General features: G+C 54.6%; 12 protein-coding genes. 8 read left to right on the forward strand and 4 right to left on the reverse strand.

The features are described from left to right. Window positions 1–66: 66 nt before the first annotated feature. The gene (locus Poly59_RS15765) at window positions 67–1,224 is read left to right on the forward strand and encodes a c-type cytochrome (protein ID WP_186776293.1); all 1,158 of its coding nucleotides are present in this window, start codon (window positions 67–69) and stop codon (window positions 1,222–1,224) included. Next, entirely contained in the window at window positions 1,221–3,590 is a 2,370-nt protein-coding gene (locus Poly59_RS15770) for a PVC-type heme-binding CxxCH protein (protein ID WP_146535038.1), read from the forward strand. The genes Poly59_RS15765 and Poly59_RS15770 overlap by 4 nt, the downstream gene beginning before the upstream one ends. Here Poly59_RS15770 and Poly59_RS15775 read toward each other — a convergent pair whose 3' ends face one another. The 3 genes from Poly59_RS15775 to Poly59_RS15785 all read right to left on the reverse strand — a co-directional run bounded on the left by Poly59_RS15775 (window position 3,591) and on the right by Poly59_RS15785 (window position 11,236). Further along, window positions 3,591–6,830 carry an efflux RND transporter permease subunit gene (locus Poly59_RS15775; protein ID WP_146535039.1) on the reverse strand — a complete coding sequence of 1,080 codons (3,240 nt, stop codon included), beginning with the start codon at window positions 6,828–6,830 and terminating at the stop codon, window positions 3,591–3,593. Further along, complete coding sequence (locus Poly59_RS15780) at window positions 6,827–8,317, reverse strand: efflux RND transporter periplasmic adaptor subunit (RefSeq protein WP_146535040.1); 1,491 nt, start codon at window positions 8,315–8,317, stop codon at window positions 6,827–6,829. Before Poly59_RS15780 ends, Poly59_RS15775 begins: the two co-directional genes overlap by 4 nt. 111 nt (window positions 8,318–8,428) lie before the next feature. Beyond that, the gene (locus tag Poly59_RS15785; protein ID WP_146535041.1) at window positions 8,429–11,236 is read right to left on the reverse strand and encodes a sulfatase-like hydrolase/transferase; all 2,808 of its coding nucleotides are present in this window, start codon (window positions 11,234–11,236) and stop codon (window positions 8,429–8,431) included. Window positions 11,237–11,330: 94 nt separating this feature from the next. On the opposite strand from Poly59_RS15785, the gene Poly59_RS15790 reads away from it, so the two are divergent. The 3 genes from Poly59_RS15790 (at window position 11,331) to Poly59_RS15800 (ending at window position 16,848) form a co-directional block, all read left to right on the forward strand. Then, window positions 11,331–11,933 carry a sigma-70 family RNA polymerase sigma factor gene (locus Poly59_RS15790; RefSeq protein ID WP_146535042.1) on the forward strand — a complete coding sequence of 201 codons (603 nt, stop codon included), beginning with the start codon at window positions 11,331–11,333 and terminating at the stop codon, window positions 11,931–11,933. A 168-nt stretch (window positions 11,934–12,101) separates the two neighbouring features. Continuing rightward, window positions 12,102–14,102, forward strand: a complete 2,001-nt coding sequence (locus tag Poly59_RS15795) for a hypothetical protein (RefSeq protein ID WP_146535043.1) — start codon at window positions 12,102–12,104, stop codon at window positions 14,100–14,102. A 214-nt stretch (window positions 14,103–14,316) separates the two neighbouring features. Beyond that, window positions 14,317–16,848: a serine/threonine-protein kinase gene (locus Poly59_RS15800; protein ID WP_146535044.1), complete on the forward strand. Its 2,532-nt coding sequence runs from the start codon at window positions 14,317–14,319 to the stop codon at window positions 16,846–16,848. Between the two features lie 151 nt (window positions 16,849–16,999). Here Poly59_RS15800 and Poly59_RS15805 read toward each other — a convergent pair whose 3' ends face one another. Then, entirely contained in the window at window positions 17,000–17,956 is a 957-nt protein-coding gene (locus Poly59_RS15805) for a ThuA domain-containing protein (protein WP_146535045.1), read from the reverse strand. 506 nt (window positions 17,957–18,462) lie between these two features. On the opposite strand from Poly59_RS15805, the gene ppk2 reads away from it, so the two are divergent. The 3 genes from ppk2 to fbaA all read left to right on the forward strand — a co-directional run bounded on the left by ppk2 (window position 18,463) and on the right by fbaA (window position 21,502). Further along, window positions 18,463–19,632 carry a polyphosphate kinase 2 gene (gene ppk2, locus Poly59_RS30200; protein WP_146535046.1) on the forward strand — a complete coding sequence of 390 codons (1,170 nt, stop codon included), beginning with the start codon at window positions 18,463–18,465 and terminating at the stop codon, window positions 19,630–19,632. 82 nt (window positions 19,633–19,714) lie between these two features. Next, window positions 19,715–20,131 carry a CBS domain-containing protein gene (locus Poly59_RS15815; RefSeq protein ID WP_186776294.1) on the forward strand — a complete coding sequence of 139 codons (417 nt, stop codon included), beginning with the start codon at window positions 19,715–19,717 and terminating at the stop codon, window positions 20,129–20,131. A 288-nt stretch (window positions 20,132–20,419) separates the two neighbouring features. Continuing rightward, window positions 20,420–21,502, forward strand: a complete 1,083-nt coding sequence (fbaA, locus tag Poly59_RS15820; protein ID WP_146535048.1) for a class II fructose-bisphosphate aldolase — start codon at window positions 20,420–20,422, stop codon at window positions 21,500–21,502. Window positions 21,503–21,545: the final 43 nt, after the last annotated feature.

The raw sequence follows: 21,545 nt of genomic DNA on the forward strand, positions 1-21,545 counted from the left end.
CTATCCATGAGGTCAACTTTACGCGGTCGATGTTCACTGTTGTTGTGTGTTGTCGGGACGATCACGATGGGATGCAACTCCACCAGTGTTCGTGCGGCGGAAGACGGAAAGTCTTCAATGCAGATGTTGGTCAGCACGCTGAGCAATGTTGACGACCCAAGTGTCTTGAACGCATTGTTACGAGGGATGCTTAAAGGATTGGAGGGGCGTCGGGACGTGGTCGCGCCTGGGAACTGGACACCGCTTGTTGCAAAACTAGATGCCAGTGGCGATGGGCGTACTCGCGAATTAGTGAGCCAGTTGTCGCAGATCTTTGGCGACGAAGCTGCAATCCAGCGAGCTCTGGCGATCGTCCGAGATGCGAATGCTTCAGTCGAAGATCGGATCCGCGAGTTGACGAGCCTGCTATCTCAGCAAAACCGGGAAGCGTCCGATCTGCTTGAAAGTTTGCTGGACGTTCCCGCGTTGCAGTTGAGTGCGGTTCGAGGTTATGCGGCAATCGAAAATACTTCGGCGCCGTCGGTGCTGCTGAAACGTTATCCTCATCTATCGGATGAACTGCGTCGCGCGGTGGTTGAAACGTTGTCTGCCCGCAAACAGTACGCTGACGCATTGCTGGCCAGTATTCAAAATGAAACGATCCGGCGGGAAGATATTCCTACCCATGTCGCTCGTTCATTGGAAGCGTTGCTCGGCGAACGGTTCGTCGACGTTTTCGGCGAACTGCCGAAACTTGGGGCTGATCGAGAACAGCAGATTGCCAAGTGGAAGACACAGATCACGGCCGCCGCGCTGGCGAAAGCCGATGCGTCCCGAGGACGAGCCGTTTTTCAGAAAACATGCGGTGCATGTCATCTGTTGTATGGTGAAGGCGGAAACATTGGTCCCGATCTCACCGGTTCCAATCGTGCAAACCTGGATTATCTGTTGCTCAACAGCGTTGACCCAAGTTACGACGTCCCGGCTGCCTATCGAATGGTCACGATTTTGACCACCGACGGCCGCGTTGTGAATGGCGTTGTTGCCGAGGAAGACGATACACGTGTCGTCTTAAAAACCGTCGAAAATCCTCGGCTCGCGATTGCAAAGTCGGACGTTGAAAGACGCGTTGTGTCAACAAAGTCAATGATGCCGGACGGACAACTCGATGCACTGAAACCGGCTCAGGTGATTGATCTGGTCAAGTATCTGAAAACGACAGAACAAGTGGAGTTGGTGAAATGACGACTGACAAATTTCTATGCGGCAAATTTTTGCGGTCGGCTGTGTTCTTGATCGCGGCTCTACCCCTGTGGGCAGTGCCGGTTTGCGCTGACGACGATCAACAGCACGCGCGCAACGAGTTGCCAATGAAGCAACATCGTGATAGTGATGCGCCATTCCTGACTCCGGATGAAGCGGTTGCGAAGATGGCGATACCCGATGGATTCGAGGTCTCGGTATTCGCGTCGGAACCGGACATCGCCGAACCGATTGCATTCTGTTTTGATGACCGCGGACGTTTGTGGGTCGCAGAGAATTTTAACTATCAGACTCGAAAGAGCCACACGGACGAGCCTGTCAGCCGGATTCAGATTTTGGAAGACACTGATGGTGACGGCGTTTTCGATAAGAAGAAGACGTTCACCGATACGCTGACCTTCACATCAGGATTAGCGTGTGGTTTTGGTGGCGTCTTCGTTGGATCGCCACCGAATCTGACTTTCATTGCCGACAAAGACGGTGACGACAAACCGGACGGTCCGCCCAAAGTCTTGCGAGACGGATGGGGAATGGATGATCGACATGAAACGTTGAACAGTTTCATTTGGGGGCCGGATGGATGGCTTTACGGCTGTCACGGCGTGTTCACTCATTCCAACGTCGGCAAGCCTGGTGCTGGTGACGAGGAACGGCAATCCATTGATGCCGGGATTTGGCGTTACCATCCAATTCGTGACAAGTTTGAGATCTTTGCTCGCGGACTGTCGAACCCGTGGGGATTTGACTTCGATGATCACGGCCAGGGATTTGCGACTTGCTGCGTCATTCCGCATCTGTTTCATGTTGTGCAGGGCGGTGTGTATCACAAACAAAGTCGTCCGCATGTGAATCCGTTTATCTATGACGACATCAAAACCATACGCGATCACGCGCACCTGTCGGCTCACGGCGGTGCTCGGTTCTATCTCGCCGATGCGTTTCCCGAGACGTACCGAAACCGGTTGTTCATGTGCAACATCCACGAGCATGCGGTGCTGACGGACGTCATGGAGCCAAAGGGATCAAGCTTTGTTGGCAAACATGGCGATGACTTCATGCCGACGAACGATTTGGCGTGGGTTGGATTCAGCATCGAAATCGGTCCCGAGGGCGGCGTCTACATCTTGGACTGGCATGACCAAGACGTTTGCGGGAACGCCATCAAGTTTCCCAACAGCGGACGCGTGTACCGGATCATGCCGACGGGCGCGGCGCCGACTGTGCGACCGAACTTGGGCGCGATGTCCGATACGGAATTGGTGCAACTTCAACTTCATCCCAACGACTGGTATGTCCGTCAGGCTCGGACGATGCTGCAGTCCCGGGCGGCTGACCAAACACTCGCTCGCTCACTCGTCCATTCGCAGTTGGCGGCGATGTTCGACTCGGCGACCAGCACGCCGAAACGGCTGCGTGCGATGTGGGCGTTGCATGTTACCGGCGGACTGACGACCAAGCGGCTCGTTGAATTGCTGGATCACGATAGCGAACACGTCCGCGCCTGGGCGATTCAGTTTTTGGGTGACCACAGTCGCGTGAACGCTTTCCAACCTGATCGCGCAGGGAAGCCGGACGGTTCACATTGGTCCGGTACGGTGCTCGATCAGTTTGCAAAGATGGCCGAGTCTGATTCTTCGCCGATCGTTCGTCTTTACCTGGCGTCCGTCGTCCAGCGAATGCCGTTTGATCAGCGTTGGCCGATCCTGAAAGGCCTCGTCTCACACGCCGAGGATGTCGGCGATAACAATCTGCCTCGCATGTACTGGTTTGCACTCGAACCGATGGTTCCGAATCATCCCGAACAATCGCTGAGCCTTGCGATTGCTGGCAAGATACCGCATTTGCAGGAATCGGTTGCTCGGCGAATCACGACCGGAAACAGGGAGATTGCGGCCCATGATAAACCTGGAAAATCGGACGCCTGGGGCAAACTGATTCAATCCGTTGCAACGGGCTTCCGGGTGGAAAAGAGTGGCGAAGGTGGTGTCGTCCATCACGCCATGTTTCGAAACCGGGTTGCCGTGCAAACTCACCCACACGACAAGAGAACTCCGTGCATTCTGAAACGAAGCGCCATCGACGTTCCAAAGTTGGGCAAGACTCGACTTGATCTGCGGGTCAGCCATCATCCGCACGGCGATTGGCAACTGCGAGTACTGGCAAACGACAAAGTACTCGCTGACCAGGTCGTCAGTTCAACGACAGTGGGCAGCGACGAGTGGCTTGACGTGTCCGTTGATTTGACACCGATGGCCGGACAACGCATCGACCTTCGTGTCGAAAATCGTGCCAACGATTGGCAGAATGAGTGGGCTTACTGGAACCGCATTGAGATCGTGACCGAATAGCTAGAGTGAGTTAGACTCCTTGTAAGCTGTTTCGTCAGGGGTCGCGACCGGTTCAGCGTTTTGAATGCAATCAAACGCACTCTGCATTTTTGCAATGAGAAAGATGCCGATAGGTGCCAGAATCAGTACTAGCACGGTGCCGAAAATCAATCCGAAACTAAGGCTGGTCGCCATCGGGATCAGCACTTGAGCTTGGCGGGAAGTTTCAAGCAAGATCGGCATCATACCGCCAATCGTGGTCAGTGACGTTAGCAGTACTGGGCGACATCTTCTGCGACCGGCGTCGATGATCGCGTCATTGAGTGACAAGCCGTCTTTGACGCGGCGGTTGATGAAATCGATCAAGACGATTGAATCGTTGACGACGATACCGGACAGAGCGACCAGCCCGTAGATGCTGAACAGAGTGAACGGCAGTCCCATGATCACGTGGCCGAAGATCGCTCCGCAGGCACCGAACGGAATGATGGACAGAACCAGAAAGGGTTGTAAGTAAGACTTGAATTCAATCGTGAACAACAAGTACATGGCGATCATCACAGCGATGAACGCGTACAGCATGCTGTTGATGGATTCGCTGGTTTGTTCTTCTTGACCTTCCCACAGAACTCGAAGGCTTGGGTAGTCTTCAGCAAGCTTTGGTATCAGTGTTTTCTTTAAGTCTGTGGTGATCGCGAACGCGTTGGCGACTTCTTCGTCCACATCGGCGGCGATTGTGACAGACCGCATTTGATCCAGACGATGAATTGCCGAATAGCTGCGCGCGATCTCGATATCGGCAAGTTCCGTCAACGGTCGCTCCGTTCCCTCGTCGTCGCGGACTCGGATTTCGTCAAAGTTGGCCAGTGATTCACGTTGCTCGCGGGGATAACGCACTCGCAATTGCACTTCATGGCGGCCACGTTGCAGTCGCATCGCTTCCTCGCCGTAGTAGGAAGCGCGGACCGTACTGGAAAGGTCGGCCAGCGACACGCCCATCGCCTGAGCGTCGTCTTTGATTTTTAAACGATATTCCCATTTTCCAGGGCGTCCACCTGCGGTGACATCGTGAACGCCGGGATACTTTTCAAGTTGCTCGACGCAGGCCGTGACGGCGGCTTCGAGTTTCGGGATGTCGTTGCTGCGAGCAAGCAGCGAAAATTCGATCGGTAAACCAGCCAGACCGCGCGGACCGGAACCAAACGAAACGATGTCGGCACCTAAGAAGTTGCCTGCCCTCTTACGCCAGCGCTGAACGAAATCTTGACTGGTCATTTCACGGTCGCCGACTTCGATCAATTGCACGGTCAGACTGCCGACATGGCTTCCCGACGATACATCGCCGTCGGTGCTTGCCCCGTAGCCGACCGTTCGATGCAGTGCGCTGACGACGCCCTCGGGATTCTGTGTCAGTCTTTCGTCAATGGATTCTTGATTGATCTTACGAACAGCGACTTCGAGTCGTTTGGTTGCTTGGTCTGCGATGCGTTCGGGTGTGCCGTCTGGGAACGCGATCATGACAGTGCAAAAGTTTGAATCAATTTGCGGCAGAACAATGTAGGGAACGATTCCGCTGCGAACCGTTCCGACGGTCACCATCAACAGCGTGATCGCGACGCAGACGATCAATGCGGGAAAACGGAGTGAGAACCTAAGTGCCGGCAAATACAGTCTTTCGATGAACGCCTCCAGAACGACCGATACGAATCGGTTGATGTGCTGAATCCCGATCGCCAGAAAACGAAACGGACCAAACAACCAAGTGGCCGTTCGCATTCCCACACCGTCGGCGTGTGCGAGGTGCGAGGGCAGGACCGTGAGTGCTTCGCCGAGGGAGAACAGCAAGATGGCGATCATCGCCAACGGCAAGACTTCGGTGAACCTCGCCAGCCGTCCGGTGATGAACAGCATGGGCAAGAAGGCCAGGATCGTTGTCAGAACACTGGTAACCACCGATGGCATGACTTCGACGGTGCCGTCGATCGCGGCGTCGCGAAGTGACTTGCCCATCGTGCGATGAACGTAGATGTTCTCTCCGATCACAATCGCGTCATCGACCATGATTCCCAACGCAATGAGGAATGCGAACATCGAAGTCATGTTCAGCGTCTGGTCGGTGAAGTGCATCACCGCCAAGGCGCCCGCAATGGACAGCGGGATGCCCATCGATACCCAGATCGCTAAACGCAATTCTAGAAACAGCGTCAGCAACACAAATACCAACAGTAGGCCCTGCCAGCCGTTTTTTACGAGTAGCAGCAATCGAGCTTTAACATCGTCGGTGCGGTCACGGAAATAGATCAATTCGTAACCCTCCGGCATGTCGTAGACCTGTACGAAATTTTTGACCACATCTCCTACTTTGATGATGTCGTCTGTTTTCGCAGTGTCGATCTGCACCGCCAGACCGGGCCGACCATTGATGCGGCTGATCGCTGAATCGTCGGTAAATTCGTCACGGACTTCGCCAAGATCACCGATCGTCAGCACGACACCACCCGCGTCTTTGATCAGCGGAATCGCGGCGATGGATGCGCCGGTGGATTGTCGGTTGCTGCCGCGGAGCAAAATGTCCTGAGAGGATGTTTTCAACGTGCCGCCCGGTACTTCGACGTTTTCGTCGCGGACTACCTCGGCAACTTGCGAAAGCGTCAAGTTGTATTGTCGGAGCACGTCTTCGCTGATTTCGACGTCGATCTGGTAGTCAGGAACGCCGACGACCTCTGCTTGTGAGACTTCGTCTTCAAGCAGGACTTCGTCGCGGACTTTCTCGGCCAGATCACGCAGTGCCAAACTCGCCTGGACTGAACTCTCATCGGGACCGATGACGCCGATGCTCAGTGCGGTGGTACGTGGTTGCTGTCGCTGGACGACGGGCTGTTCGGCGAGCGCAGGAAAACTGGGAATGTTGTCCACCCGAGAACGGATTTCGCCGAGAACTTCCTGCACGTCGGCTTCATCGACGCCGGAGTCCAATTCGACCATCACCGTGCCCGTACCCTCGCGAGCGACAGAAGTGATTCGATAGACGCCGTTGACGCTACGAACGGATTCTTCGATTCGCTGACAGATCCCTTCTTCGACTTCTTCGGGGCTAGCGCCGCGGTATTCCACGCTGACCTGGACGACATCCAGGTTGGAATACGGCCAAAACTCTCGCTGCATCGATGAGGCACACCAGATACCCAGGATCAGGATCGCAACGACAAGCGTATTGGTAGCGGGCGCATTATCGACCGCCCAGCGGACAACCGACTTCATTGCAATGCCGCCCGTCGCTGACCGTCTCGATGTTGGCCTTGGAGCGCTGGTTCCCGACCTGGCTCGCTTGATTGGCGCTCGACAGGGGCAACTGCCGCTCGCATTTCAAGTCGGTTTTTTTCGGGCCGGGCGCCCAAGACGGTCAACGCCAGTCCATTTTTCGCATTTGGCACAGGTGAACTTACAATCTGGTCATCGATTTGCAGCGGCGAGTGAGTCATGTCGATGTACACCTGTGAATCTTCAATCCGAGCGATCCTCAACGTTTCCATTTTCAGCTTTTGGTTACGCACTAACCAAACCTGCTTACCGGGGCGGAGCACGGATTCTGGAATGACAGCGATTGAATGCGACGGATGGCAATGAAGTTTGGCTTTGACAAACATCCCTCGAACGAGCGCGAGAGGCTCGACGTCGCCGCCATTCAAATAACCCGCCGCCAGCTGATCCGCCATGGAGTCGGGAATCCGATTGGTTGTCGGATTGGAAACGTGGATGCGAACGGGCACGGTCCGCGTCGATTGGTCGAGCCCAAGACCGTCTTGACGACTTAGGACCCCATCCCAGGCGTACGAATAACCACTACGCTGGTACTCGATGGTCACCGGAACCGGCGGAAGCTCGTAAGCATTCACTCGGGCCGAATCGGACGCCTGAAGGAACGGCATGTCTTCGCTACGAAGGCTACATCGCACTTCGACGCTGGAAGTGTCTTCGATAATTGCGACCACCCTGCCTGGAACAAGGTTCGCATTTTGCTCGATACGATTTGCAATCACGACGCCAGAAAAGGGAGCGACGATTTCGGTGCGAGCCAGGTCCAGCTTTGCTCGCTGCAAATGCAGTGACGCAAGCTGTCGAGACATCTTTAGAGTCTTTGTTTGCGTATCAAAACCGCGAATCTGGTTTTCTTGAATTGTGGTTTGCTGCATCGCTGTCAACAGCGCAAGTTCGACTGCGTCACGTTCAGCCAAGGATGTCGCGTTGCTGCGTCTCAACTGTTCCATGCGGTCGACTTCGCGTCTTTTGATTGCTACCACGTCGCGACTGATCTGGACCAGTCGCTGGGCATTTTCGATGTCGATGGTCAAGCGTTCGAGTTCGACGTCGGCTTGGGCGACTTCCTGCTCCAGACGTGCGACGTCCAACTGATAGTAACTGTTGTCGATTCGCAGTAGCGTTTCGCCTTTGGTAACGAAGCGTCCGGGGCTAAGCGAATCGGACTTAAAGACAACCTCGCCTCCAACGCGAGCCGAAAGTTCGACCTCGCGATGTGGAATCACGACGCCGCTGGCAATGACGTCCAGAGTCCCAGTGTGAAGCCGCGCGCTGACGACTTCAACCTGCACCGATTTGCGAATGAGTGGCTTTTTTCGATCCGGTTTGTCGCGGCTTCCCATCGCGTAGACGAACCAACCGCCAAAGAGTAGCACCGCGATCGGTGCGAACCAGTGAAATAGAATGCTTTTTGTTGGCGGGCGTTTCATCAGACGTACTGTGTTGCAATGCTCTCGGAAGGGATGCTACGAATTTCACGAGTTTTCACGAATGAAGACATATCCGCTCGTCCCGATTCGTCTGAATCGTGTCACAAAAAACTACCGTGCCCGACGTCCGCGACCGTTCATCGGATCCACGTCACCCCAATAGCCGCCGATGATGTGCGGGAACTTTCCGGGCGTGACGTGATAGTGGGGGCCGCGTTGGTCGTCGGTGTGCAGGTTGAAGTCGTTTAGCGGGTTCTGCGTGTCGTCCTTTGCCAACATTCCGTCTGCTTCATAGGGCCCGTACACCGGAAAGCCGTCAAACGCAAATCCGATCACTGACGAGTGCATCTTGCCTTCGTCGCTCCAGGGCGTTTTCACGCACACGGGATACTTGTGATAGTGGTAGGCGCTTTGCGGACTTGGGTGACCACAGCAACGATCCAATCGCCACACGGCATCGGTTTCAAAAATGTGGTCGAACGGATTGAAGAAAATCACTCCGTTGGTTGCTACGCCGATCGGCCCCATCGGCAAACCACCGTTGGAGTTTTTGGCATCCATCGCGATCGGGTCCTTCGCCAATTTGGGATGCTTTGGCAAATACCAAGTGTTCGCTTTTTCTTGAATGTAGGAAGGATTGCCATCCAGCATCCGCCATTTGTCTGGGAACGTCGCGGTAGGGTGATTCGGCAGATTACGACTTCTGATGACGATGTGATCATCACTGACCGTAATCACAACCGCGTACGGCTTTTCTTCGTCTTTATCAACCAGATTGCCGTCGAAGTCTTTGTAACCCGCTCGCAACCACGACGACATGTTGCCGGCGAACGGCGCCTCGAAGCGATCCGATTTGTAAAGCAACTGATCGGAATTCGTGTAGTCGAATTGCTTTGGAACTTCTTTGCTGCCGCCTTGCGGATCGTAGTACCAACGACCGCCTAGCGAGACTAGCGAGTTAGCATTGGGCTGAGGAAAATGCCGGTCCACGCCGGCCGGTGGTTGATAGTCTGCCGGAGTCGCGATCGGACGCAGGTTCATCGACTGCACCCAGAACTCCGACTTCTCGTCTTGGCCTTTACCGTCAGCAAATCCAACACTCAACTTAACCGAATCGACTTCGGAAAACGGTGTGCGGAAATCCATCGCATACGTCCGCCAAATCGAGTGGCCAAGGCTGGCGTTGGTTGATTCATCATTGAAATCCTTTCGCTCTCGCTTGACCTGCGGATAGATCCTTGTCTTGACCAAGTCCAAAGAATCGGTTCCTCCTTTTTGAAAGAACTCGACCTTCAAATACAAATTGTCTTGGTCGACATCGAATCCATCCTGAGCCATGCCGGTGATGTCGTAGCGATACCAACGGCGAGCCGACGACACATCCGAACTGACAATTGACGCTTGCGCGGCGATCTCGCCATCACTGTTGATGTCGGCACCAGAGAACAGTCGAACACCGCGACCATTGGATTCAATCAGTCGATCACCAAGGATGCTGTATTCGGCATCGCCGAGAATTTCAGCGTCTGCCAGCGATGAACCTTCGTTGATGCCGGCGTCGGCCGACACAAGTGTCGTGGGTTTCGTGGTGGATTGGTCGGCGAATGGCTGGTCTGTGCCAACGCACTGTTTGAACTCGCCCAGCGCATCCATCAATTGTTTAACGATGGCATTTCGTTGTCCAGCCAGATTGTTTTGCTCGCTGGGGTCGCGGGGGATGTCATAGAGTTCTAAATCACCGCCAGCAGATTGAATCAGTTTCCAGTTATCACGGAAGATCGCAAAGTCTTCTTCCGCGATCACCGTGGTTCGTGGCTCGGTTGTTCCAGCGATCAGACTTGACCAAACATCCTTGCCATCGAGCGGCTTAGCCTGTTTCAGTGAAACGCCGGTTGCGCCTGCGAGTGTGGGTAGCAGATCGTGAATTGCGACAATCTGTTGTGACGTCGTACCAGGCTTCGTATCGCCAGGAGCTTTTACGATGCAAGGAACTCGAATGCCGCCTTCATAAACTTGACGCTTTTGACCTCGAAGGGGCGCGTTGGTTCCCATCCTTGCTGCACCATTATCGGACGCAAACACGACGATCGTATCGTCACTGATTCCTGCTTTTTCGATTGCCGCGAGAATCTTGCCAACACCTTGATCCAACGAATCGACCATGGCGGCGTAGATTGCGTTTTGCTGGTCAAGTTTGTTGCTGTATTTGGCAATCAAGTGCTCGGGAGCTTGAAAAGGCGTGTGCGGTGCGTTGTATGACACGACCATGCACAACGGTTTCTGTTTGTTGGGTTTTGCAAGAATTCGAATCGCTTCGTTCGTCAGCAAGTCCGTTGCATAGCCTTGCTCGTTGACCGTTTCACCATTTCGCTGCCAGTCAACTTGCCCACGGTTGCTTGTGTGTTTGTAGTAGTCGACGGACGCTTCCAAGAATCCGTAAAAATCGTCAAACCCGCGCTGGCTGGGATTGCGTTCCAAGTCGGTTGAGTGGTTTAGGTGCCACTTGCCAATCAGTGCCGTTTGATAGCCCGCTTCCTGAAAATCTGCGATCAGCAAACGCTCGGTTAGCGGTAGACCTTCATCGCGAGGTCGAACTGGCCCGCTGATCCCATAGCGACCGGGAAATCGCCCGGTCAACATCGCGGCCCGAGCGGGGCTACACGCGGGGAAGGCATAGAACCGTTGCAGTTCTAATCCTTCCTTTGCGAGTTTGTCGATGTTTGGCGTCTCAGCAACGCCTCCATGAAAACCGACATCTCCCCAGCCAAGATCATCCGCGAGCAGGACGACGATGTTCTTTTGTTCTACCGCAGCTGTCTGTTGGGCTTGAAGAGACGTCGCCTTAGCAAACAGCATGCATAGAACGATCGACACCATCAGGAATTGGCGGGGTTGAATGCACAATGAGCTGATTCTCATAAGGAGTCTCGGATAGTAAACTGGTGTTTCGGACTGGTTTCATTCACTTAAACCCGCCAAACCCTGACGATCTACATCTTTCCCGCGAGTTTTTATGTCCGATGACCTCGAACAACGGCTCGCCGAGGGTGACACGACTGTATTCGGGGAACTGTTCACGATTCATCGACCAAGGCTTTGGCAGATCATTCACTTTCGAATCAATGACAAGATTCGTGGACGTGTCGATACGGATGACGTGGTGCAGGAGGTGTTTTTGGATGCCGAAAAGCGACTGAGGCATTACATCGACGGTGACTTTCCGTCATTCTTTTTGTGGTTGCGTCTCGTCACCGGACAGACGGTAAGCAATATTCATCGAACCCATCTTGGAGCCGAATCACGATCCGTGTTGCGTGAGGCCAGTGCCGCTGTATCGGGCCTGTGGGGTAAGACGTCGCTGTGTCTGTCTCAGCGTTTCGTTGCTCATTTGACATCACCCAGCCAAGTCGCCGTAAAAAGTGAACTGATTGATGAAGTGCGACAAGCAATCGAGAACATGAGCGAAATGGATCAGGAAGTACTCGCGCTTCGGCATTTTGAAGAACTGACCAATCAAGAAGTCGCGATCGAATTAAGTATCCAGCCAAAGGCCGCGAGCATTCGTTACATGCGGGCACTGGAACGGTTGCGAGGTGTTTTGGCCATAATCGATTGATGATTCGTGAGATTCGTGGTTTAAATCTTTTCTAGTCGGTAGATTCGGGCAGTCGCTGGGGTTTATGAGAAGTAACACTCTTCTTCCACTCTGTGAGACCATCTGATGCGCCGTTGTCGACTCTTGATTGGCATTTGTTGCCTGACTTTTTTCGCTGCCGATTCGTTCGTGCAAGCTCAACCGCCCGGTCGGCCCGGAGGTCGCGGGGAACAGGGGCGTGGTGCGGGAGGCCAACGCGGCGGACCAGGCCAAGGTGGTCCCGGTGGTCGACAGGGACAGGGTCAGCAGGCTCCGGGAGAACGATCCGGCCAACAGGCTCCACCTTGGATTGGAATTTTTGATACCGACTCTGATGGTGAAGTTTCAGCTGACGAAATCAAGAACGCTGTCGCTTCGCTTACCAAACTTGATCGCAATGGTGACGGTCGTTTGGCCGGCGAAGAACTCCGTCCAACCGGCGGCGCGCCAGGCCAGGGCGGACCTGGGGGGGGACCGCAAGGTCAGCGCGGTCCAGGCGGCCCCGGCAATGCAGGCGGTCGAGGCCCCGGTGGACCAGGTGGCGGTGGACCAGGTGGCGGTGGACCACGCGGTGGTGGACCAGGCGGTGGTGGCGGACGGGGCGGTGACCCCGCACAGGCGGACGCGGCATTCGCGGCTCAGGTCATGTCGCTTGACGCAAACGATGACGGTCTGATCGCACTCGCAGAACTTCCCGAGCATATGCACGAGGCATTTGAAATTGCCGATGCCGACAAGAGCGGTTCACTTAATGAAAAAGAACTGCTCGTGCTGGCAACGCAGTTTCGCCGCAACATGCTGAACCCCGACGACGGGCCAGAAATGAAGAACTCACCGACCCAAGTCCGCAGCGGTCCTGCCGCAGCAAGCCAAGGCCAAGGGCGTGGCGCTCCGAGTGCGGAAACAGGACAACCCGGCCGTGGGCAGGCAGCTCGCGGTGGTCAGGCTGCGCGGGGTGAGGGGGGCCGACCACGCGACAAGGTTCGCGGGCGCGACACGTCATTCCTGGAGACGTTTTCAAAAGGCACAGTGCTGCCGGATTCGCTGCAGCTTTACAATGTTGACCGCGAATTGGTCAAAGCCAACAGCATCTTCAATGCCGAATACACCGTTGTCGTGGGCGGCTGTCTGACTTGTCCCGAATACCGCAACTCGTATCCAGAAATCGAAGCGGTGGCCGCAGACTACCGCGATAAAGGCGTGCAGTTCTACTTCTTATATCAATCGCTGACTCACCCCGAAAATTGGGACTTCGTACAGCCAACATCGATCCAAGAACGGTTCGCTCAGGTCGAGCACGCGAAAGAGTTGCTGCAGACAAACATCCCGTGGCTGACCGATACGATGAATAACGAAATGAAGCAGCATTTCGGCATGACGCCGAATTCACAGTTCGTGTTCGACCGTGACGGAAAAATTGTTCACCGCGATTCTTGGGGACGAGGTTCCAGCTTGCGAGAGTCTCTCGAAAAACTGGTCGGTCCTTCCGAAAAAACTACATCGGTTGCTGAACTAAATTTACCTCAGTTTGGACGACACAAAACGTCCCCAGCAGACATGCTCGTCGAAAGAAAAAGTGTTGAAGGCGTTGCCGTACCGCTGCGAGTTGCTGCGGGAGGTGAAGATGTGAACGCTAAAGATCTCAAGTCCTACGACTTCGGAGCGTCCAATCGCTATGCCAAACTGCGTCCCGAGGCGGATCAGCAGCTGATGCAGACTGGAACCGGTCAACTGTACCTAGGCTTTCGGCAGGATCCTATCCTGGGCGCAGCCTGGAACAACCTTGCCACTCCACCAAAGTATCGTGTCACTGCCGATGGCGTCACGTTGACACCGGCAATGGCCGAAGCTGAAAAGCTGAGCGTCGAATCGGACACCGAACCGCGTGAGTTCCTGCTTGATGTGCAGAACTGGGATGCCGGTAAACCGATCAAGGTGGAAATTCAGTACTTTGCTTGCAATAAGGAAAAGGGCTGGTGCAAAGCGGTGACGCAGGAATTCACGGTATGGCTCGAACAGGACCGGACCGCTGGCATGGTCAATGGTCGAACTCACTTTCCCGGAGGTGGCGGTCAGGCGGGCCGCGGCGGTGGACGACCGGGCGGCGGTGCTGGCCGACCCGGCGGTGGGCAGAGACCTGCCAGGCAATGAGAAAATCCCGTTCGGCAACTGAGTATGTTTACATCTAAGTAGCGAGAACTTTCTTGGCGTCGTGGATGTAGTCAACGGCTTGTGATTTAATTGCGAATCGAAAGACGCGTGAGAGCCGAGGGCCGTCGGGTCTCGACAGTTCGGGAGTGCCTGTCCACTTACGCGTTGCGGCTCACTAGAACAATCAGCCATTCATTCTCTGCTCAATCACGACATGCAAGCTCCAGAGACAACTGCCGAAGCTGACGACGCCCTAGCAATCGTTGATGCCCTTGCCTGCGATTTTCTTGCCCGATATCGCGATGGCGAACGACCGACTGTCGAAGAGTATGCGAGACGGCATCCAGAATATGGTGATTCGATTCGACGAATGTTTCCGCTGGTTGCATCCATCGAACGAGTCAAGATCAACGAGCAAGTTACCGAAGGCGGTAACGCGACTTTAGCAGGCCACGTGCTGTCCCAGCTCGGTGACTTCCGCATTAATCGAGAGATCGGTCGTGGTGGGATGGGGATTGTCTTTGAAGCCCATCAGGAATCGCTTGACCGAATTGTCGCCATCAAGGTTCTGCCTAAACAAAACCTGCTGGACGATGATGCGCTCGACAGGTTTCGCAAAGAAGCCGCAACAGCCGCTGCGATGCATCACGCCAACATCGTGCCGATTTATGGTACCGGTGAGTCGGACGGATCGCACTATTTGGTGATGCAACTGGTCGATGGACAATCACTGGACACCGTAATCTCTAGCGGTAAAGACTTCTCGTTCGTCGAGGCGGCGCACATCGGCCAGCAAGTTGCCGATGCCATCGCCTATTCGCATGCCGGAGGAATCCTCCACCGCGATATTAAACCCGCCAACATCTTGATCGAAGAAGACGGCACCGCGCAAGTCACTGACTTCGGCATCGCCAAAAACCTCAATCACGATGCTTCCAATACTCGAGCCGTTAGCGGAAGCCTCCGGTACATGGCTCCCGAGCGATTCGGCGGTGTATCGGGCGAGGCTGGTGATGTTTATGGAATCGGCATCACGCTCTATGAAATGCTTGCCGGGCAACCAGCCTTCAAAGCAAGCGACGCCGAGCATTTGATTGGTTTGATCACGAATGGCCGGCTGAAACCAATCAACCTGGTTCGGCTCGGCGTACCGACGGATCTGTCGACGATCATTGGCAAAGCGATCCACGTTGACCCCGCACTGCGATATTCATCGGCGGCAGAACTGCGGGACGACTTGCATCGGTTTCTTGTCGACGAGCCAATCAAAGCTCGCAGGACCTCGATTTGGGGGCGACTGATTCGCTGGGTACGGCGAAATCCCAAGCTTGCGGTTGCGGTGGGAACTGCTGTGTTTGCCTTGGTCGCCGCGACACTCGTTTCAACCATCGCATTTCTAGTCACCGCTGCTGCGAATCAGCGATCGGTCGAGGCATTGCAATCATCCGAGCAAACCGTCGACTTGGCACTGCAGTCGCTCGATGGCGTTGTCGATGTTGTTTCACAGATACCTACATCGGCTAGTTTTGCTCTGGGTGAGGACTTTGACGCCGACGACTTGTTGCCCAATGTCGGCATTGAACCCTCACCGACTTCTGCCAGGATTCTGGAGCGGCTCCAGCCGATCTATGAACGTCTCGCGCAGCAATCGCCGACTCGCAGCGACATCATTCTGCGAAGGATCGACTCCAGCATCCAACTCGCGCGAATTCAGCAAAGTCTTGGCCGAACAACGGACGGCATTGAAACGCTCAAGTCGAGTATCGAGTTGCTTAACCATCGCGGTGAACTCGTGTCGATTTCCAATCACGATTTGCATTTGCGGCTTGCGCGGTTGAATAACGAACTGGGGGCAATGTTTGCTTCCGAGTTCAATCGGATTGAATCGATGCAGTCTTACGCTGCCGCCGTCGAGGCCGCGTCTCGGCTTGACGCGTCGAACATTGCTGGACTTACTGAACTGGCGAGAGCGCACTTGAATCTAGGCAATCGTCCCCCTCAACTTCGTCGCGGCGAGTCGCTTAGTCCTGAGCAGCGAGCTAGCGATGTCGGACACATTCGTCATGCGATCGAGATCCTGGGGGGACTCGAGAAAACGCAGGGGCAATCAAAAACGGCCAACATCTTGTTCGCGAATAGCCTGCGGGCTCGATCACGACTGGCAACGACTCCACGTGCCAAACGCGCTGACTTTCAGGCAGCTGTGAAGGTACTTCGAGAACAATTAGACGCAACGCCTGATGACCCCGTGGTACGGTTTGAGTTGGCCGAGATTCTCGCGGATGTCAATTTGCGTGGGCAGCGATCGCCAAGGCAGTACGATGAATCCGGCGAGCGACTACGCGAAGCGCTCAAGGAAATCGGAACACTTCGCTCGACCAATCCAGACAACTCGGTCTATTTGGCGACCGAAGTTCATCTGCGGCATAAACTGTCGGCGATTGCTCGGACTCGATCACGTTTTGATGATGCCGACGCTCTTTTGTCCGAAGCGATACGCTTACAAACGCAGCTGATGAAGACTTGGCCCGAAAATGTTCAGCATCGTTGTTGGCGTGCGATGCTTTACCGTAGTCAAGCGACGCTGTATTTCGACTCTGGCAAGCCAGACGCGGCCAAGGCGTCGATCGCCGTAGCACAATCGGATCTCGGTGCGATTGATATCCAATTCACAAATCATCCTCTTGTTATTCGTTCGCGTGAAGCGATTCAAGAACTTTCTACCGAGGATCTGAACGTCAACTAACGATGCACGACGTTGTAAATGCCGTTCGCATGCGCCACGACTAGCTGCTTGATCGCTGGTCCCGGTCTCGGGATCCGAAATCTCCGCTAGCGAGGAGTTGCTGACTAATTCGATCAGTCATAAATCACTACGCAGGTTCTAGTCCAAGACTCTACGAAGCCTTCTTCATCGCTGCTGGCTTTTTCTTTGGCTTCTTCGGATCCAGGTTGGCGTCCAACTGTTCCTGCGTTACCGACGACTCGACTCCGTTTTCTGGCACCTCTGCTTTGACTGCCCACAACAACGCATTGAGCACGACCTTGCGGTAGTTTTCATTGCCCCAGTTGTCGTGGAAGTGGCCGCCGGTGAATCCAAATCCACGTCCACCATCGGGTCGCTCGACCGTCCACATCATTGCCTCGGCCCGGCCCTGTGATGCTTGAATGTGTTGGTAGGGGCCTTTGGGATGAACGTATGGGCCGTTGCGAACGGTATCGGACGGAGTCGCAACCAGGATTGGTTGAAACTTCATGCCTTCGATTTCGGCAGGTTCGTTGCCCGTGATGTCATCGACAAATCGCATGTTGAAATACCATTCGTCGTTCGCCTTGAATGGCTTGACTCCATTGGTGATCGGGTGATCGGGAAGAACGGCGAAGTATGGTTCCCAGATCGGGTTGCAACTGTGCATGTTCTCATAGTGGCCCCCGATCCAGCGTTTGAATTCAGCACTAGCGTCTTCTTTCAAGATCTCGACGCCGTAATGCATGAACCCCAGACCGACACCCTTCTTTGCCAATTTGTCGACCAGCTTCATGCGGCGACCGTTCTCTTGAACCACTTCATGTCTTCCGCCGCCATCCATGTAAAACACGATCGCATCGGCGTTTTCCAAAACCGATTCGTCAACGGGCCAACCGTTCGTAATCACCTCGACTTGGATTCCATCGACTTCTGTCAACGAATCGGCCAAAAGTTGGACACCCGCGTTGAATTCATGCATCCGCGGTGGGTGTGACGGTTTGCCCGCCATCAACACGATCGTTTTAGTCTCGGCGTGCAGGTTTTTTGCGAACAGAGTGCTGCACACAATGGCAAACAGGAACAGAGTGGTGAACGCTGGTTTCATGGCTGGTGAGTGAGATCTGAGGTGGGGGGATTGGAAGCAGACGCGTGGCGACGCCAGCGAAGTTGGCGGCGTCAAACGCTCCGTTGTCCCCATTGTAATGCAACTACGAATCTAAAACCCGTGCCAGTCAGGTCTCCGGATCCAGTGACCTCGTTTACCCGGTTGTCCGAAGATCTCGCTACTGCGTCATCTTCGATCGCAGTCGGGCGGAAGCGGAAATCGCCACCTGGAGATCTCCTTGCTCACGTGATTGGAGCCGCCAAAACGAGATCGTGCATGTGCTCGGACGGCACAGTTCGATCGGTTGCCTGCACGCACTGTTCGGGGGCAAATGACCATTTTGGCACACCTGGTTACATGTAGTTGTGTGCTCGGCAGTAGATCGGGGCGAACCGCCCAGTGGTACAGAAGTTGCCTTAGTTCTTGGTTGAGAAAAAGACTTTCAAGGCAACGTAAATCGGTTGGTGGATCAGCGGATTCGTTGACGCAGTGAAACTGGAATTGGAATGAGCGAAGAAGCGAAGTCGGTGTCGGCCGAAAGAACGCGAGTCGAGCAAGGGGCGAAATCTCGAGGAAAAACGAAGTCAGATCCGAAACTCGCGAAGCCTAGGCCGGTGCGCAAAGGAGATGTCGCGTCCGCGAAAACGCAAAAGGGTATCGAGCGTTATACGGTCGGTGAAGCCATCGAAGCGGCGCAGGAGGCTAAGGTCAACGCGGTAAAGGACATCATCGGCAAGACGCCGCCGTACGACGTTGACACTCTGGCCGCAGTACTGCACGGGATCATCAATGGTGCGTCCACTGACGACGCCGAAGTGCTTCGAAACGCGTTGCTGCGACAACCGTACGCTCCCAAACCTGGTGATCCGACGACGGACGATGCGTTGGCCGCGAATTGGCGCGAGGGTGCGTATCCGTACAAGAATTTGATGACTCGCAAGCGGTACGAGAAAGAAAAGTACAAGCTGCAGGTCGAGTTGTTGAAGTTGCAATCGTGGGTTCGAAAGACGGGACAGCGGTTAGTAATTTTGTTTGAAGGTCGCGACGCGGCAGGCAAGGGAGGCACGATCAAGCGGTTCATGGAGCACTTGAATCCTCGCGGTGCTCGAGTTGTCGCGTTAGAGAAGCCAACCGAGGCGGAACGTGGCCAGTGGTATTTCCAGCGGTACATCGAGCACTTGCCCACGGCCGGCGAAATCGTGTTGTTTGATCGATCGTGGTACAACCGCGCCGGAGTTGAACGGGTGATGGGATTCTGCAGTGATAAGGAATACCAGGAATTTATGTTGCAGGTTCCAGAGTTCGAAAAGAGCTTGATTCGCAGTAACACGCACCTGATGAAGTTTTGGTTTTCGGTCAGCCAGGATGAACAGAAACGACGCTTCGACGCGCGGACGATTCACCCGCTAAAGCAGTGGAAGCTGTCACCCATCGATTTGGCGTCGCTCGACAAGTGGGACGACTACACCAGCGCCAAAGAAGCGATGTTTCATCACACTGATTTGCCTGAGTCGCCTTGGATCGTGATCAAGTCTGACTGCAAGAAACGCGCACGCCTGAACTGTATGAGATACGTCTTGGATCGCATGCCCTATGACGGCAAGGACGAGTCTCGAATTTCGGACGTCGATCCATTGTTGGTCGGGCGTGCCAGCGCGGTTTACGAACTCGGATAGTCCGGCCCATTCAGATAGCAAACCACCCATCAATCGAGCGACTTTTCTTTCACGTTACTCACTCCAACGAAGCGCAAGACAAATGAAAAAGAACGAACCTGTTACCCGCATCATGTCTACTGATTTGGTCACGGTCCATGACCACGAACCTGTTTCAAAACTGCGCAAGGTATTTGAGGATGGCGACATTCATCACGTGCCCATCGTTAGCGGCGAAAAATTGGTTGGCATCATCAGCTCGAACGATCTGATGCGGATCTCGTTTGGCGAATTCGGAAACCAGGATGGCAAGGAGCTTGACGCGATCTTGGATCACACATTCACGATTGACGGTGTGATGAACAAGAACCCAGTATCGTTGCCCGTTTCGGGGTCGATCCGTGATGCCGCTCGTTTGTTGGTCACGCACCGCTTCCATGCCCTGCCTGTCGTCGACGACGGAAAACTGGTTGGCATCGTGACTTCCACCGACCTGATGCATTTCCTAGCCGAACTGTGATCTAACCTCTGCCGGAGCGGGACGAACGAGGGGCGGGATCGGTCAGATTTCTATCGATCCCACGGACTGAGAGAGGCCCTAGCCCCCAATCTGCCGCATTGACGGTGCGACTCTGGTGGACATTCCGCCCACCGGAGGCGTCGTAAGCAGTAACGATTGAAACGATTTGCCGCCCGTTGAAAACTTCGGCAAACAAACCGACAATGCCGGCCTGGAAAACTGGTTTTCCAGAAGTCGCAGACTTTTTTCTTTGCAACGTTTTGTAACCATCAGCCAGAAATCACGTTCATGAGCGATTCACAAATCAAGCCGGGTGTTGTGTCCGGCAAAGCCCTCGATCGTTTGCTGCGTCACGCCAACGAAAACAACTACGCCATGCCTGCGGTGAACGTCGTCGGTACGGACTCCGTTAACGCTGTGCTGGAAGCGGCCGCGGCAGTGAACTCGCCCGTCATGGTGCAGTTTTCCAACGGTGGCGGCGTGTTTTACGCTGGCAAGAGCCTGTCGAACGATGGCCAAAAAGCGGCGATCGCCGGTTGCGTTTCCGGTGCTCAGCACGTTCATGCGATGGCCGAACACTACGGCGTACCAGTTGTTCTGCACACCGACCACTGTGCCAAAAAACTGTTGCCTTGGATCGACGGTTTGCTGGATGCCGGTGAAAAGCACTTTGCTGCCACGGGCAAGCCGCTCTACAGCTCGCACATGCTGGATTTGTCGGAAGAGCCGCTCGAAGAGAACATCTCGATCAGCAAGAAGTACTTCGAACGCATGAACAAAATGGACATGCTGATCGAAGTCGAGCTGGGCATCACCGGCGGCGAAGAAGACGGCGTCGACAACTCGGACGTTGACAGCAGCAAGCTGTACACCCAGCCATCCGAAGTCGCCTATGTCTACGAAGAACTCAGCAAGGTGTCGCCTCGCTTCACGATCGCTGCTGCGTTCGGAAATGTTCACGGCGTTTACAAGCCGGGCAACGTTAGTCTGCAACCGATCATCCTGAAGAACTCGCAGGACTACATCATCGAGAAGTTCGGCACCGGCAAATTGCCAGTGAACTTTGTGTTCCACGGTGGATCGGGATCGACCCGCGAAGAAATTCGCGAAGCGATCGACTACGGAGCGATCAAGATGAACTTGGATACCGACATGCAATGGGCAACCTGGAAGGGCGTCCTGGACTTCTACAAGAAGAACGAAGGTTACCTACAAACTCAATTGGGCAACCCAGACGGTGCCGACAAGCCAAACAAAAAGTACTACGACCCACGTGCTTGGTTGCGTTGCGGCCAAGTATCGTTTGTTGACCGCTTGAAGACGGCTTTCGAAGACCTGAACTGCGTCAATCGCTGCGAAGGCCTCGTTTAGTCAGATGCGGGGCTGACCAGACACGCTTAATTGGATCGGTTAA

The organism is Rubripirellula reticaptiva (assembly GCF_007860175.1).
Taxonomy (GTDB): domain Bacteria; phylum Planctomycetota; class Planctomycetia; order Pirellulales; family Pirellulaceae; genus Rubripirellula; species Rubripirellula reticaptiva.